Annotated in this window: 12 protein-coding genes; 5 read left to right on the forward strand and 7 right to left on the reverse strand. The window is 73.2% G+C overall.

The window, feature by feature from the left end; all coding sequences use genetic code 11:
* The first annotated feature begins 50 nt into the window (after positions 1-50).
* From KF840_07935 to KF840_07945, 3 genes are all read left to right on the forward strand, one after another.
* The gene (locus KF840_07935) at positions 51-1355 is read left to right on the forward strand and encodes a cytochrome P450 (GenBank protein MBX3024826.1); all 1305 of its coding nucleotides are present in this window, start codon (positions 51-53) and stop codon (positions 1353-1355) included.
* Between the two features lie 142 nt (positions 1356-1497).
* Entirely contained in the window at positions 1498-2283 is a 786-nt protein-coding gene (locus tag KF840_07940; GenBank protein MBX3024827.1) for an aspartyl/asparaginyl beta-hydroxylase domain-containing protein, read from the forward strand.
* 54 nt (positions 2284-2337) lie between these two features.
* Positions 2338-4038, forward strand: a complete 1701-nt coding sequence (locus KF840_07945; protein MBX3024828.1) for an ABC transporter ATP-binding protein — start codon at positions 2338-2340, stop codon at positions 4036-4038.
* 17 nt (positions 4039-4055) lie between these two features.
* On the opposite strand, the gene KF840_07950 is transcribed toward KF840_07945, so the two are convergent.
* Both KF840_07950 and KF840_07955 read right to left on the reverse strand, forming a co-directional pair.
* On the reverse strand, positions 4056-4907 hold the full coding sequence (locus KF840_07950) for a nucleotidyltransferase family protein (protein MBX3024829.1): 852 nt from the start codon (positions 4905-4907) through the stop codon (positions 4056-4058).
* 14 nt (positions 4908-4921) lie between these two features.
* Positions 4922-6043 (reverse strand): N-acetyltransferase, encoded by a 1122-nt coding sequence (locus KF840_07955; GenBank protein MBX3024830.1) that lies wholly within the window; start codon positions 6041-6043, stop codon positions 4922-4924.
* 216 nt (positions 6044-6259) lie between these two features.
* On the opposite strand from KF840_07955, the gene KF840_07960 reads away from it, so the two are divergent.
* Entirely contained in the window at positions 6260-7993 is a 1734-nt protein-coding gene (locus tag KF840_07960; protein MBX3024831.1) for an ABC transporter ATP-binding protein, read from the forward strand.
* Positions 7994-8012: 19 nt separating this feature from the next.
* On the opposite strand, the gene KF840_07965 is transcribed toward KF840_07960, so the two are convergent.
* From KF840_07965 to KF840_07980, 4 genes are read right to left on the reverse strand one after another with little or no spacing between them, the layout of a single operon-like run.
* Positions 8013-8999, reverse strand: a complete 987-nt coding sequence (locus KF840_07965; GenBank protein MBX3024832.1) for a hypothetical protein — start codon at positions 8997-8999, stop codon at positions 8013-8015.
* A 60-nt stretch (positions 9000-9059) separates the two neighbouring features.
* Positions 9060-9782, reverse strand: coding sequence for a hypothetical protein (locus KF840_07970; protein MBX3024833.1), 723 nt, complete (start codon positions 9780-9782; stop codon positions 9060-9062).
* A 33-nt stretch (positions 9783-9815) separates the two neighbouring features.
* Positions 9816-10976: a mitochondrial fission ELM1 family protein gene (locus KF840_07975; GenBank protein ID MBX3024834.1), complete on the reverse strand. Its 1161-nt coding sequence runs from the start codon at positions 10974-10976 to the stop codon at positions 9816-9818.
* Between the two features lie 3 nt (positions 10977-10979).
* The gene (locus KF840_07980) at positions 10980-13469 is read right to left on the reverse strand and encodes a mitochondrial fission ELM1 family protein (protein MBX3024835.1); all 2490 of its coding nucleotides are present in this window, start codon (positions 13467-13469) and stop codon (positions 10980-10982) included.
* A gap of 125 nt (positions 13470-13594) precedes the next feature.
* On the opposite strand from KF840_07980, the gene KF840_07985 reads away from it, so the two are divergent.
* Entirely contained in the window at positions 13595-14677 is a 1083-nt protein-coding gene (locus KF840_07985) for a hypothetical protein (protein ID MBX3024836.1), read from the forward strand.
* Positions 14678-14715: 38 nt separating this feature from the next.
* Here the strand turns inward: KF840_07985 and KF840_07990 are convergent, their stop codons facing one another.
* Entirely contained in the window at positions 14716-15771 is a 1056-nt protein-coding gene (locus KF840_07990; GenBank protein MBX3024837.1) for a glycosyltransferase family 2 protein, read from the reverse strand.
* Positions 15772-15865 lie beyond the last annotated feature (94 nt).

Raw genomic sequence — 15865 nt, forward strand, 5'->3', positions numbered from 1 at the left:
TCGCGCGGCAGGATTCGCGCCGACCGCCGATCGACGAGGACCCACGACGCATGACATTCAAGTCCGGATCGACGGATGAGACGATCAACCCGCCGGCCCTCGAGCCGACGGCCTCCGGCGCCGCGGCGCCCGCGGCATCGGACATTCTTCCGCCGGACCTGCTGCCGCTGCTGCTGAGCGGCAAGGCGCGAGATCCAGCGCCGATGATCGCCCAACTGCGCGAGCACCACCCGATCTGCTGGATTCCCGGCGTCGATGCCTGGCTGGCGACCCGTCACGAGGACGTCCGCCTGCTGTTCGCACACCCGAGCGTCACCGCCGATCCGCGCGCCTACGAGCGCTTCACGCCTCCAACCGTGGCGGGCGCCGACCGCTGGCTCGGCGAGATGCCCTTCCGCGCCACGCCATCCGACCCGCTCTCGCGCGGGCGGCGTCTGGTGACGGGCGCGCTGACGCCCCGGGCGATCGCGCGGACCGAGGCGTGCATTCGTGAGATCGTCGAGCAGTTCGCGGCGCCGCTGCGCGGGCGGCGGGGCGTGGTCGACGTCATGCGCGAGTTCGCGTTGCCGGTATCGGGGGCGGTGATCGGCCGGATCCTGGGCGTGCCGCCGAAGGGGGAGGACGAGATCCGCTTTCAGATGCTCGCTCGGCGGGTGGCGAAGGGGATCCGGCCGTTCCGCTCGGAGCAGCAGCGACAGGATACGGAATCGGCGACCGTGGAGATCGCCGAGTACGTGCTGGGTCTGGTCGAGGAGCGCCGCCGGGCGCCGCAGGAGGATCTGATCTCCGAGCTGGTGCGGGCGTCGGCAACGACCGGGGCGAGCGATGACGACATCGTGCGGACGGTCGGCGCATTGGTCGCTCCCGGCACCGGGACGCCGGGCGTCGCCTGCGCCCGCGCCCTGCGGGCGCTGCTGCTCCATCCCGCCCAGCTCTCCCTGCTGCGCCGCGAGCCGTCGCTGCTGGACAACGCCATCGGTGAGCTGTTGCGGTACGACAGCGGCCTGACGCTGTTCCCCCGCTACGTGCTGGAGGATCTCGAGCTGCGCGGGCGGACGCTGCGGACGGGTCAGCTCGTGGGCCTCAGCCTGGTGGGCGCCAATCGCGACCCGCGCGTCTTCGCCGATCCCGACGTGTTGGACCTGCGCCGCGACACCAGCGAGGCGTTGAGCTTCGGCCACGGCCCGCACTACTGTCCGGGCGTCAACGTGGCACGCGCCGAGCTCCACCTGATGCTCGCCGCCGCGCTCGAGTTCCTGCCCGAGAACGCCCGCCTCCTCGAAGACGAGGTGCGCTGGAGCTCGGGAGGGTTCATGAGTCAGATCAAGAGCCTGCCCGTCGACTTCACGTCGTAGGAGCCGCCGTGCCGCCGCCGCCACACCTGGCCACGCTTGCTTGCAACCGGCAGCCGCTTTCACTAGCAGGGCAGCGGTTCCGACGACCGATCGCCGACGCCGGCGGTGGCCACGCGGCGTGGGAGCGAGGGGACACTCCGTCATGAGCGCGACCGAGGTGTTGGAAGGCATCCGCGATCGGCGGCGCCAGTTGGTGCGCCGCTACGGCAAACGCGCGTTCAAACGGCTCAACCGATACCTGGCGCGGCAGTCGCAGGTCGGCGATCGGCCGGTGTTCGAGCGCGAGCTGTTCCCCTGGGCGCGCGCCTTCGAGGCCGAGTGGCGGACCATCCGCGGCGAGCTCGACGGGATCCTCCGCTACCGCGATGCGCTGCCCCGCCTGTACGAGGTGTCACCGGAGAACACCCGCATCTCCGCCGACGACAACTGGAAGAGCTTCGTCCTGTACGGCTTCGGCTATCGCTCCGAGCGCAACTGCGCGATGTGTCCGGAGACCGCTCGGCTGCTGGCGACCGTGCCCCGGCTCGAGACCGCGTTCTTCTCGATCCTGGCGCCCGGCGCCTACATCCCGCCACACAAGGGGCTGGCGAAAGGGCTGCTGCGCTGTCACCTCGGCCTGATCATTCCCGACGACCGTGAGGGGTGCCGGATCACGCTCGACGGCGTCTCCCGCAGTTGGGAGGAAGGACGGGTGCTGCTGTTCGACGACACCTACCGGCACGAAGTCCGCAACGACACCGAGCAGGACCGCGTCGTCCTCCTGTTCGATTTCGAGCGCCCGATGCGGCTGCCCGGACGTCTCGTCAGCCGCGCCCTGCTCGGCCTCATGCGGCGCAGCGCGTACGTGCAGGACTCCAAGCGCCAGTACCTGGAGTGGGAAGAGCGCTTCAAGGAGCGGTTCTTCCCGGATGACGACGCCGACGACTGACCGCCGGCGTCCGGGTTAGGCGGGGGAGCCGGCCCCCCGGCTCGTCGCGATCCGATGCGCTCCGCCCTGGTCTTCGCCCGCGCCTATCCGCTGCGCACGGCCGCGACCCTCGCCTGCCTGCTGCTCGCGGGGGTCGCCGAGGGCTTCAGTGTCGCCAGCGCCGTCCCCGCCCTCGCGCTGGCGGCCAACTCGGCCGCGGGACCGGGGGCGGCCGACGTCGGCGGCGTCGGCGGATACGTCACCGCGCTCGCGCGCGGGCTCGGGATGGAGCCGACGATCGGGGTGCTGCTGGCGCTCATCGCCGGCGGCATCGTGCTGCGCGCTCTGCTGGTGCTGCTGGCCAACAGGCAGGTCGGCTACGCGGTCGCCCACATGGCGACCGACCTCCGCCTCGGGCTCATTCGCGCGCTGATGCGCAGCCGCTGGCCGTATTTCATCCATCAGCCGCTCGGGGCGATCGTCAACGCGGTGGCCAGCGAGGCCCGTCGCGCGGCGGATGCGTATCTGCACGCGGCCACCCTGCTCGCCCTGCTCATCCAGGGCGCCGCGTACGTCGTGGTCGGCTGCCTGGTGTCGTGGCGGGCGACGCTCGTCACGCTGCTCGCGGCGGCTGTGATGGTCGCCGTGCTGCACCGCCTGGTGCGTCGGTCCCGGCGCGCCGGCGCGCAACAGACCACGGCGGCCCGGTCGCTGCTCCGGCAGCTCACCGACACCCTGCAATCGATCAAGCCGCTCCGGGCGATGGGGCAGGAGGCGCTCGTCGCGCCCATGCTGGAGGCGACGACCAATCGGCTCGAGCGCGCCATCCGGCGCGAGGTCGTCAGCAGGGAGGCGCTGCAGGCGCTGCAGGATCCCTTGATGACCGCCTTCCTGGCCATCGGCCTGTACGCCGCGCAGGGCGCCCTCGCCCTGCCGCTGGCCACGGTCATCCTGCTCGTCCTGATCTGTGGACGGGTCATCGCCTTGCTCGGCCAGGCGCAGAAGGAGGCCCAGCATCTGGCTGCCGGCGAATCGGCGTTCTGGTCGCTGCGCGCGGCGATCGCGGACGCCGAGAGGGCGCGGGAACAGGTGAGCGACGGGGACCTGCCACAGCTCCGGCGCGCCATCGAGGTGCGCCAGGTGCGCTTCGCCTACGACGACGGGCCGGTGCTCGACGGCGTGTCGCTGGTCATCCCGGCGGGCGAGATGGTCGCCGTGGTCGGCCCCTCCGGCGCCGGCAAGACGACCATCGCCGATCTGGTCATCGGCCTGTTGGAGCCGCAGGCCGGCGCGGTCATGGTCGACGACGTACCGCTCGACACCTGCGATGCCGCGCGGTGGCGCGCCATGATCGGGTACGTGCCCCAGGACACCTTCCTGCTGCACGACAGCGTGGCCGTGAACGTGACGCTGGGCGACCAGGACCTGTCGCCCGCCGACGTCGAGGCGGCGCTGCGGGAGGCGGGCGCCTGGGACTTCGTGACGGGGCTTGCCGCGGGCGTGGACACCATCGTCGGCGAACGCGGCTTGCGCCTGTCGGGTGGCCAGCGGCAACGGATCTCGCTGGCGCGCGCCCTGGTGCGCCGCCCGCAACTGCTCATCCTCGATGAGGCCACGGCGGCCCTCGATCCGACGACCGAGGCCGACGTCTGCCAGACCTTGCAGCGCCTGCGCGGGCGCATGACCATCCTCGCCGTCTGCCACCACGGGCCGCTGATCGAGATGGCGGACCGCGTCTACCAGATCGACGCCGGCCGCGTCACCGTGGTGCGCTAGCCGCCCCGGGGGTGGGCTCAGCGCCGCGGCGGGAACGCCGGTCCCGCGGCCGCGCGCCGTTGCAGGAACGCCTCGGCGGCCGCGAGCTGTGTGATCGTGTCGACGTCGAACCCGGCCTCCGGCGCGGAGACCACGACCGGCCGCACCCGCACCCCCATGCGGTCGGACGCGAGATCCATCACCGCCGCCACCGTCAGGCGGCGCAGCACGAAGCGCAGCACCGATCCGACTCCCAGCGCCCCGACCATCCGCCAGGGGCGCTTGCGGTGGCGTTCCACGGCCATCCACGCGGCCGGCGCCCGACGCGCCTCCGGAGTGAGGAAGGCGAACAGGTTGCACCCACAGAAGGCGCCGTCGCGAAACGGCACCGTGGTGCGGCGCACCGTCGGAAAGGCGCTGCGCACGAGCGCCGCCGGCACCAGGCCGACGGTCACGTCGGCACCGCTGTCCGCCGAGCGGGCGCAGAACTCGTCGACCAGCGCGGGAGTCAGCAGGGGGTGGTCCGCCGTCGCGACGAGCAGCGGCGTGCAATCGCCGAGCGCCTCCATCGACGCGAGGACGCTGGCGCTCGGCGTGGCGCCGCCGCCCATCAGCGCCAGCTCGCCGCCGGCGAGGGTGGCCTGCAGGGTGGGCTCGCCGGCCAGTGCGTCCGCGGGCATCCCGCACACGACGAGGCGCCCGACCGCGCGAGCGGCGCGCAGGGTCGCGAGCACCCGCGCCAGCATCGGCACGCCGGCCACCGGCGCCAAGGCCTTGTGCGACACGCCGGCGGCGCGTGCCAGGGGATCGCCGCCGGGGCGGCTACCCGCCAGCACCAGGGCGGTGAAGGGCCGCGCCGGGGCCGCGGCGGGAGGTTCCGCGTCGGGCACGCGAACCAAATCGTTCACTGGAGCGATTTCTCGTAGAGCCGATACGTCTTGTAGGGCCGGGCGCCCAGCCGCTCCTTGATGCGGCGCATCGGGTGGTTGTCCTCGAGCGTCCACGACAGCTCGAGCCGGTCGATGTGCCGGTCGAGCACCGGTTGGCGGACGGCGTTGATCAGGCCGAACGCGAGCGCGGTGGCGAGGGCGCTGCGGTGGTATTCGCGGCGGACCCCCATCAACGCCACCCGGGCGCTGCGCGGCGGATGGTACCTGAGCCGCCAGAGGAGCCGCGCCCAGCCGAAGGGGAAGAGTCGTCCGTCGAGGTCGCGCGTGCAGTCGCCCAGGTTGGGCACGATGACGATCATCGCCGCCGGCCGACCATCGACCTCGGCGATCTGCACGAACTCGGGCGGGACGAACAACTTCAGGCTCTTGCCGAGGTCGTCGAACTCCGACTTGGTGAACGGAACGAAGTTCCAGTTCTGCGCCCAGGCGTCGTTGAAGATCTCGCTGAGGAGCGCGAGGTCCTCCTTCAGCTTGGCCATGCGCAGGGGACGAATCGCGATCCGTCCCGAGCTGTCGGCGCGGCGCGCCGCCTCCAGCATCACCGCGGGCGGAGCGAGCGTCGGGTCGAGCAGATAGGCGATCACGTCCTTGGTCTTGCGGTAACCCAGGTCGCTCACCCGCTGGTCGTAGTACGGGTGGCCGTGGCTCATCAGGAACATCGGCGGCGTGTCGAAGCCGTCGACGAGCAGGCCGATGTCGCCGTTGATCGAGAGGTTGAACGGCCCGACGACCCGCTCCATGCCCTGCTCGCACAGCCAGGACTCGGCGGTGGCGAGGAGCAGGGCGAAGACCTCGGGATCGTCCACCGCCTCCAGCAGGCCGAAGTGACCAGTCGCGTCCTGATAAAGGTCGATGTGCAGATCGTCGACCTGCGCCGTGATGCGGCCCACTGCCTGCCCGCCCCGGTAGGCGACCCAGTACTGGGCCCGGGCGTGCTCGAAGAACGGGTTCTTCTTGCTGAGCAGGTGGCGCTGCTCGACCAGCAGCGGCGGGATCCAATTGGGCTCGTTGGCGTAGACATGCCAGGGCACCCGGATGAAATCCCGCAGCGCGCGCGCCGTGCGCACCGGCACGATGCGTAGGGGGTGGCTGGCGGATGGCGTGACGCTCGCCGGGCGCGCCGCGGATGAGTCGGGAACGGGCTCAGCGGAGCTCGGCTGCATCATCTCGATCCTTCCCGCATCAAAAGTGCGGGGACCGTAGAGTAGCCCGACGGGACATTCAAGCACGGCCCGGATCGCCCATCGGGGCCACCTGTCCCTCGGACCGTCATCCTGCTACGACCGGCCGCGATGAGGCTGTTGGCAGCCCTCGCCCGCGCCCAGCCACGGCGCACCGCCGCGATGCTGGGATGCCTGCTGCTGGCCGGGCTCGCCGAGGGCGCCAGCGTGTCGGCCCTGCTGCCCTTGCTCGCCTTGACCGCGGGCGGCGGCGCGCTGGACGCCCAGGCGGGAGGATCGTCGCGGGTGGCCGCCGCGTTGGTACGCGTGCTGCAGAGCGTCGGCCTGCCGCCGACGGCCGGGGTGCTGCTGGTGCTGATCCTCGCCGGCTCGGCGGTGAAGGCCGGCCTGGTGCTGCTCGCCAACCGCGAGATCGGCTTCGCCGTTGCCGGCGTCGCCACCGCGCTGCGGCTGCGGCTGATCCGCGCCCTGCTCGCCACCCGCTGGCAGTTCTACGTCCATGCGCCGTTGGGGACCTTCGCCAGCGCCGCCGCCAGCGAGGCGACGCGCGCGGCGGACAGCTACCTGCGCGCCGCGACGATGGTCATGTACCTGATCCAGGTCGCCGTCTATGCCGTGATCGCGCTGCTGGTGTCGTGGGCGGCGACGCTCGCCACGTTGCTCGGCGGCGCCGGCATGGCGGCGGTCCTCCACCAGTTGATCCGCCGCGCGCGCCGCGCCGGCGTGCGCCAGACCTCCCTCGGCCGATCGCTGCTCAACCGGCTGACCGATACCCTGCGGGCGGTCAAGCCCCTCAAGGCCATGGGCCGTGAAACGCTGCTCGGGCCGCTGCTCGAACGCGAAACCCGGCGGCTCAGTCGGGCGCTCCAGCTCGAGGTGCGGAGCCGGGCCGCGATGCGCGCGCTGCAGGAGCCGCTGCTGATGGTCCTGATCGGTGCCGGCATCTATGCGGCCTTCGTCGTTCTCGCGCTCCCGCTCGCCAACGTCATCCTGCTGATACTGCTGTGCACCCGCATCCTCGATCTGATCGGCAAGATCCAGCGCGAACGGCAGGACCTCGTCGTCGGCGAGACGGCGTTCGACGCCCTGCAGGAGACCATTCGCCGCGCCGAGGCCGAGCGCGAGGTCGCGCACGGGGGCGCCGCCCCCACGCTTCGCCACGCGCTGCGCCTGTCGGAGGTGGAGTTCGCGTACGACGAGCAGCCGATTCTCCGCGATGCGTCGCTGACGATCCCGGCCGGCCGGCTGACCGTCATCACCGGTCCGTCGGGCGCCGGCAAGACCACCATCGCCGACCTGGTGATCGGGCTCATCCCGCCGCGGCGGGGCGCCGTGCTGGTCGACGGGACGCCGTTGTCCGCGCTCGATATCGCTCGCTGGCGCTCGATGATCGGCTACGTGCCGCAGGACGCCCTGCTCGTGCACGACACGATCGCCGTCAACGTCACGCTCGGCGACCCCGCCGTGAGCGCGGCCGACGTCGAGGCGGCGCTGCACGCCGCCGGCGCCCGGGATCTGGTCGCGGCGTTGCCGCAGGGCATCGACACCGTGGTCGGGGAGCGCGGGCTGCGCCTCTCCGGCGGGCAACGCCAGCGCATCGCCCTGGCGCGCGCGCTGGTGCGCCGGCCGGTCCTGCTGGTGCTCGACGAGGCGACGACCGCGCTCGATCGCGACAGCGAGGCGGCGCTGTGCGAGACCCTGCGCCGCCTGCGCGGTGGCCTGACCATCCTCGCGATCTGCCACCACGGACAGTTGATCGAGCGCGCCGACGGCGTCTACCGCGTCGACGGCGGGACGGTCGTCGCGGTCCCGCCGGTCTGCGACGCGGCGGCCGCGGGCGGCTGAACGGCGGCGGCGACGCGAGTCAACCGCGCCGGTAGCGGCGCCACGCCTGCGCCGCCGCCTGCAGCGGGCCGAACGGATTCCACTGCGCGCGGCGCAGCGCCGCCTGGATGCGGTCGACGTGGCGCAACACCGGTGCCAGGGCCGCGAGGCGTCGCTCGATGTCCTCCCACTCCGACCACATCCGCTCGTCGGCGGGCGTGCTGGCATCGGTCGCCAGCCGGCGCAACCAGCGGTAGGCGTCCGCGGTGAGCGGATTGACCCGCCCGTCCAGATCGCGATCGGCATAGACGCTGTGGCGCATGCCCGGCCGCAGGAACCCGGCGGCGTAGGCGTCGATGGCGGCGTCGCGCTCCGCCGCCGGCGGCAGCTCGAGCGTGCTCCCCATGCGCCGCAACTGCGCGGCGGGTTCGGCGAGCACCAGATCGTAGTCGACCACCACCAGGGGGCGGCCGCGCAGGTCGCGGAAATAGGGCACCACGTTCACCAGCCACTCGAGGTCGCTCTGCTCCTGCGTGCCGCGCTGCGGATCGAGCGCGGCACGGGAACGCGCCACGCTGAGCGGGTTGCGCAGCGCCACCACGAAGCGCGTGTCGAGCGCCAGGGCCGCGAACACCGGTTGCCAGAACGGGAAGAGGCGGAGGGTGCGGGCGTATTTGTAGCCCCAGAGCGCATGGGCGCCGAAGCGGCGGCGCACGGTCGCGATGGCGTGCTGTTGGAGCGCGCGCACCGCCGGGGCCCGCCATTCGGCGTCGTCGATCAGGCGCACGCTGTCGCCGCGCACGCGCAGCAGCCGCTTGAGGCGCTTGTTGATCGCCAGCAGGTCCTGGTCCTCGAAGAAGCCGGTCGGATTCTTGCCCCCCGGCGGCCGCAGATGATCGCCGAGCTCGACGCCGAGCGCCTGCACGCCGCGGGTGATCGCACTGGTGCCGCTGCGGCCGGCGCCGACGATGATCACCACGGTCTGCCGCCCCGGCGCGGCGACAGGGGGCGCGGTCTCAACCGCCACGACGCGAATCCCGGCGACGTGGTGCGTGAGCGGCGGCGGCGAACGACGCGCGCATGGGGCTCAGTAGCTCTCCGCGGGCTTGCCGCGCAGTTGGCGCACGAGGTCGCGCGCGGTGGTGCGCAACGTGTCGCCGATGACGACGATGAACACCTTGCGCATCGCGTGCGGCGGACAGTTGATCTCGCGCATCCCGTGCCACGACTGGCCGTCGCGCGCGAACAGCAGACTGTGGTTGCCCAGCGTCTCGGCGGTGATGGCGCGGTCGAAGTCCTCGAAGCGCGGCGCCGACCTCGCCTGGAAGCGCCCGCCGTCGTCGAGGATCAGGGTCTGCCCACCCCAGGTCGGCTCCCAGTCCTCGGCGGTGTTGAAGTAGAAGATGTGCGACCCGAGCTTGGTGGGCGAATCGCAGTGCGGCGAGATCGAGCAGCCGTTCGGGGTGTAGTGCCAGTGCAGGCGCAGGCTGAAGAGCCGGCGACCGAGCAGGCGGCCGATGAAGCGCCGGTAGGTGGGCCCCTGCAGCTCGCGGATGAAATCGCGCCACGGGGCGGCGAGCTCGAGACCCGGGTGGTACTCGAGCGCGTAGCGGTCGTGGCTCTGCTGGCCGTGTTTGCGGACGACGTCGAAGCGCCGGGTGAACCGCGACACGTCGGGCAGGGTCTCGCAGAGGCGCCGGTAGCCCTCGTTGGTCAGCAGTCCGGCGGGATTGACCCAGGGATAGGGGCGTTGGGCGCGGAAGGCGCGCGCATCGACCGCCTCGAGCCGTTCGCTGTCGAGATACCGCACCGCGTCCTTCTCCAACTCGGCCGTGGTCGTCATCTAGCGCGCCTGGGCCGGGGCCGCGGCGGTCGCGCGCAGGGCGGCGGCACCGGCCGCCGCCGTCTCGCCGGCGCTGAGCAACTGCCGGATGCGGTCCACCGCGCGCGCCAGATCGTCGAGCGGTTGGCGCGGGGGCAGCTCCGCCGTCTCGCCCAGGGCGGCGACCAGCCCGCGCTGGCGCAGGGCGCGATGGAAGGCGGCGAAGTCGCGCCCGGGCTTGAAGAGACCCAGGTCCACCAGCCGGTCGTAGAGGCGATCGCTCCAGCGCGCCGCGTCGTCGTCGCGCCGGTCCCGCGCGTCGCCCCATCGCCGCAGCCACCCCTTGATGCCGCGCCGCGCGTCGGGCCGCAGCGGCCAGTCGAAGAGCGCCACTGGCCGGCCGCTCTCGCAGGCCTCGGCGAGGAGCGAGGCGCTGTCGGCGGTGACGATGAAGCGGTCGGCGAGGGCGAGCACCGCGTGGTACGGGTTGTCCGGGTCGTCCCGCCGCCAGCGGTAGGCGAACACCGGGCAGTCGATGGCGGCGAGCAACGCCTCGGCGGCGGCGGCCGGCGTGCGAGCGCTGGTGGTCACCAGCAGACTGCCGCCGGCGGCGCGCGCCGCCGCGCTGGCCTCGCGTCCGAGGCGCGCGGCGGTGAGCGGATCGAGGAGGTACGTCGAGCTGTCGCCGCCGACCAGCAGTGCCGTGAACGGGCGCGGCAGGCCGGCGAAGCGCCGCGCCCCCTGGAGACGCGCCGCGTCCAGGCGCGCCGGATCGACGTGGTTCAGGGGACCGACGTTGCGCAGCACGTTGGGCCGCGCTCGCAGTCGGTACTGCGGCGTGGTGATCACGAGGTCGAAGGCCGCCAGCGGCGCCTGGGCGTGCATGAGGTGCACGAGGCGGGTGGCGCCGCCGGACTGGCGCTTGATCCAGCGCGCCACCGGAGCGCTGCGCCGCGATCCGGCGATCACCAGGTCGGGCCACGGCGGCTGGAGCGCGCTCGAGCGCCGGCGGTCGACGGTGATCGTCGTCGCCCCCAGGAGGGCGTTGGGACAGTGGCTGAGCCGGTTGAAGGCGAGGTCCTTGGTCTCGTACGGCCAGCCGAGCGCGCGGGCCAGGGCGACCATCTGGCCGTTGCCGCCCACCCCTTTGCCGAGGAGCACCCAGACCGTCGGCGGTGCCATCGGCTACCCCTGCGCCGCGCTGAGGCGGACCTGGACTCCGCTCGCCGCGGCGGCGCGCGGCGGCGGCGCCAGGCTCTCGACCGGCGCCAGAGGTCGTAGTGGGCCGGCGGGCGTCGCCGCGTCGGCGAAGCCGAGGAGCAGCCGCACCCGCCGTGCCACCGTCTCGACATCGCGCAGCGGCCGGCAGCCATCGGGATCGAAGGGGGCGCCGAACAGGCGCGCGGCGCCCGCGTCGACGAGGCCGCGGTACAGGCGATCGAGTTGGCGCGGCGGCCGGACGATCCCGGCTTCGATCAGGCGGGCGCAGAGGTGCTCGAGCCCCTGCTGCGGCCGCACCGTGCCCTTCGCCTTGCGCGGGCGCGCCTCGGCCCGGCGCGCCACCCACTCGGCGGGGAGGCGGAAGCCGAGCGGACGTTCCGGCAGCGGATAGATGAACAGCGGCTTGGCCGCCGCCACCGCCTCGGCGAGCATCGATTCGCTGTCGCCACTGACGACGAGCACGTCCGCGAGCGCCAGGTGGGCGATGTACGGGTTGCCGACCTCGCCCGGTTTCCACTCGTGCAGGCGTCCGAACCCGGCGAGGCCGGCGCGCAGCGCCGCCGTCGACTCGACGCCGGTTCGCGGACTGGTGATGGCGAACAGCGAGCCGCCGAGGGAACGCGCGAAGGCGGCGGTCTGCTCGGCCATGTGCCGCGCGATGTCGGCATCGAGCCGGTAGCGGGCGCAGGTGCCGCCGACCACCAGAACGACGTGCGGCCGCGGCGCCTCGGCGAAGAGTTGCGGGAACCGCGCGGCCGCTTCCGCCAGCCGCTCGGGCGTGACGGAATGGAGGGGGGCGACGATCTCCACCCGCCGCGGGTGCAGGGGCAGGCGGAAGTGCGCGCAGGTGGCGACCAGATCGAAGGCATCGACCGTCTCGCCGCCGCGTCGCCCCAGTTGGACGAGTCGGGCGCGGCCCCCGCTCTGCGCCCCGATCCAGCGCGCGACCGGCGCGGTGCGCCGCCCGGTCGAAATCACCAGATCGGGCCATGGTGGCCGCAGCGGCGCCGAGCGGGCGCGGTCCAGGCCGAGCCGGCTGGCACCGCGAATCCGGTTGCTGAGGTGGTTGAGCAGATTGAAGCGCAGCGCCTTCACCTCGTAGGGGAACCCCAGCGCCGCGGCCAGGCCGAGCGACTGGGTGGCATGTCCCGCCTTGTGATCGGCCAGCACCCAGACCGTCGGCGGTCGCCCATCGAGCCGGCGGCCCCCCTCCCGGACCAGCGGCGGCTCGCCGTGGTCGGCGCCGCGGCGGACCACCAATCGCCACCGCACCTCGGGATGGCGGGCGCTGGCATGCTCGACGCGCGCCAGCCACCACGCGAGCGGGCGCGCCCGCCTCGCATGGACGCTGCCGTCGGCCGCCACGCGCAGGGGGTCGGCACGAGCCGCGAGGTAGACGCAGCGGCGGGCGCAGCGGAAGAGCTCCTCCAGCAGCCACGGGACGTCGGCATCCGGCGCCCCGTCGAGAACCCCGGCGGCGACGACCGCATCGACCGCGGCGTCGGGTTCGTCGGCCAGGCCGCCGTCCGCCAGCGCCAGCCGCCGCACGCTGCGTCCGGTGCCGGTGGCCACCGACCACGGGCCCTGATCGCCGAGCTGCACCTCGAGCACGCGCTCGGCGACCGCCTCGCGCAACAGTGCCTCGAGATCGTCCGCCGCCGGCGCCGCGCCCGCGGTCGCGGCGCTCGCCGCGGCACCCAGCGCGGCGAGCTCGGCGCTGGGGCGGCGCGCCGTGAAGACCTGAAAGCCGGCGCGGTCGGCGGCGCGTTCCATGTCCACCCACACCTGTCCGACTGGATTGTGCTGGTAGACGAAGCGCTCCGGAAAGGGCTGCCACGGCTGGGTGTGGATGGTGGTGAAGTGCAGCACCTTGGAGCGCCCCGCGACGTATTCCCCGTCGCGCGCGTTCCATTCCCGGGCGAGCGGTCCCCAGAGGTCGCCGGCGGCCCGGGTGCGCGCCTCGATGCGCTTGCGGCGCAGCCGTCGCGCCATCTCCGGGGTCCATACGGCGGCCATTCGCCCGCAGTCGATGAGCATCACCGAGGTGTCGCGCGGCGTGATCGACAGGAAACCGTGCGCGCCCATGTCGAGGTCGAACAGCTCGGCGGGATCGGCCAGGTAGATCTGATCGACGTCGTTGTAGATCGCCCGCCCGCTGCCGCCCGCCAGATGCGGAATGGCGAAGCGGTAGTTGGTGAACCCGGTCAGCCACCGCCGGCGGTCGAACCCTTCGAGGTCGGCCATGAGATGAATTTCATATGTCCGGGACGGATCGCGCACCTGCTCGATCGACCACACGAAGACCCGCTCGGCGCGGTGCTGGCCGGGTTCGGTGCCGACGAAGATGCGCACCGGCGGCCGCGCAGCGCGCGCCAGGCCCGGTCGTGGCTCGAGGACGACGCACTCCGGATGGGTGCGGAATCCCGGCGGCCGCCGTGGCTGCCGGTTGGCCATTCCGCCTATGATGCGGAGTGCACCTGCCATGCGCTCTACATCCCTCGCGCCCGGAGAGTAATCAGCATGCCGACGGCGTCATGCTGTTAGCAGGAACCGTTGGCGCTCGCCAATCCCCGCCCCTCATGTTCGTTTCCCGCGACGATCGCCCGCGGTGGGCGTCGCTGCTGCTCGCTGGCGCGGCGGCGCTGGCGCTGCTGGCGCGCGTGGCGGTCGCCGCCGACGCCCCGGGGCGGGGCGACCCGGCCGCGCGCCTCTCATCGGCGCCCCAGGCCAGCGAAATGTGGAACGTCACCGCCCGCCTCGATGGCGGCTATGCGCTGCTGGCCTGGTTCTTCATCACCAACGAAGGCCCCGGCGAGCAGTCGGCGGCGGCGCTGTGGTACCTGGTGCACCCCGACGGTCGCGTCGCCGAGTACCGCAACGGGCGGACGCGGGGCTACTGGACGCTGAGCGCCGATCGGCGGCGCATCGCCATCGCTTCCAGCTCCCTCGACCTCGGCGACCAGACGCGCCGGCTGGCGATCGACAGCACCTCGCAGCGGGTACGGATCGATCTGCGCTTCGCCGCGGCGGCCAGCCCGCCGTGGCCGGCGCCGGCGTCGTCGCCGACCGCGGCCCTGCGCACCGACGTCCTCCAGGTCGCCACCCCGGTGACGGGGACCATATGGGAGGGCGGCATGGCCACGCCGCTGGCGGTGACGGGCACCGCCACGGTCAGCCACACCTGGATGGACGAGAGCGTGCCGCGCCTGCTGCGGCGCCGCATCGAGTTCATCGCCGAGCAGCCGGGCCTCGCGCTCTACCTCGCCGACGATGCGCCGGCGTCCGGCGCGCCGTCGCGCTGGCTGGGCCTGGCGTCGGCCGCCGCCGGGGCCTACCGGAGCAGCGACCTCGAGGTCACCCTCGGCCCGCCGACCCTGACCGCCGATCGCCGCTATCCGGTCCCCGATCACCTGCTCGTGCGCAACGGCCGTCTCTCCCTCGACATCCACCCGCAGCGCGTCCTGCTGCGCGCCGATCCCCTCGACGCCGTGCCGCAGCCATTTCGCTTCCTCTTCTCGCTGCAGGTGGCGCCCCAGTGGCTGTGGGTCGACGCCACCTTCCAGCTCCAGCTCGCCGCCGACGCCGTTGGCGGCCCCGTCGCGGCCGAGGGGCGAGGCATCCTGGGACTCGTCTACGTGAATCCGCTGTCGCGCCCGCGCTGAGGGCCGCGGCCGCGGCGGAGCGGCGCCGCGCCGCGCGGTCAGACGGCGGGCGAGGGATGAGCCGCCAGCCAGGCCAGCGGTCGCGGTCCGCGCAGGGCGAGCTCGCCGCGCACTCCCGCCCACGTCCACCGCCGCAGCGGCGAGGCGCGGAAGCGGCGCCACGCCCCCGCCTGCCCCAGGGACGGCGCCGCATCGAAGCAGACCCTGCCCCAGAGCGCGCCCAGCAGACGAGACAGCGCCGGCTCCGGATAGCGGCGCGTCTGCGCGTTGGCCGCCTGCAGGCCGCGCAGCCAGGCCTCGGTCCAGTCGACGAAGGCGCGGTCGGGGGCGTAGCCGCTCTTGCGCATGCGGCGCAGCAGGTGGTGGCGCCGCAGGTCCTCCTCGGTGAAGGGCACGCCGAGCGCGGCGAGCTGCCGGGCGTAGATCATCTGGCGATAGCGCCGGGTCTCCTCGTCGCGGTCGCGGCTGGTCTGCTGCGGGTGCGCGCGCCGCCGCACCAGCACCTCGGGCAGGTTGGCGATCGGATGATCGCCGGCGACGCGGGCCCAGAGCTCGAAGTCCTCGCTGACGGCGAATCGCTCGTCGTGCCGGAACTGGCGCAGGATCGCGGTGCGCGCCAGGCTCGCGGTGTTCTCGATGCCCTGGCGGAACAGGCGCAGCGCGGCGACGTCGTCGGGTCGCACGGGCCGCCGCTTCACCCGTCCCAGCGGCCGGCCCTGCTCGTCCATCCAGTCGATCCAGGCGCCCACCGCGGCGAGCTCGGGATGGCGATCGAGGCACGCGACCTGCCGCGCCAGGCGGTACGGACGGGCGACGTCGTCGCTGTCGAGGAACGCCAGGTACTGGCCGCGGGCCTCGTCGACGCCGGCATTGCGGACGCGCGGCAGCCCCTGATTGCGCTCGTGACAGAGGAGGCGAAGGCGCGGATCGCGGCACGCTCGCACCACGTCGCGGGTCCGGTCGCTCGAGCCATCGTCGATCACCAGCAGCTCGAAGTCGGGGTAGCTCTGGGCCAGGATGCTCTCGATCGCCGCGCCGACGAAGCGCTCGCGATTGAAGGCCGGGATGACCACGGTGACCCGCGGCGCGCTCATCGAACGCTCATCCGAGGGCACGCGCACCGGCGGCGGATCGCGCCCCGGCGGGCCCGCCCGCGACCACCGCGAACACCGCGCGCGTCGCCTGCCC

The organism is bacterium (genome assembly GCA_019637795.1).
Taxonomy (GTDB): domain Bacteria; phylum Desulfobacterota; class Binatia; order HRBIN30; family CADEER01; genus JAHBUY01.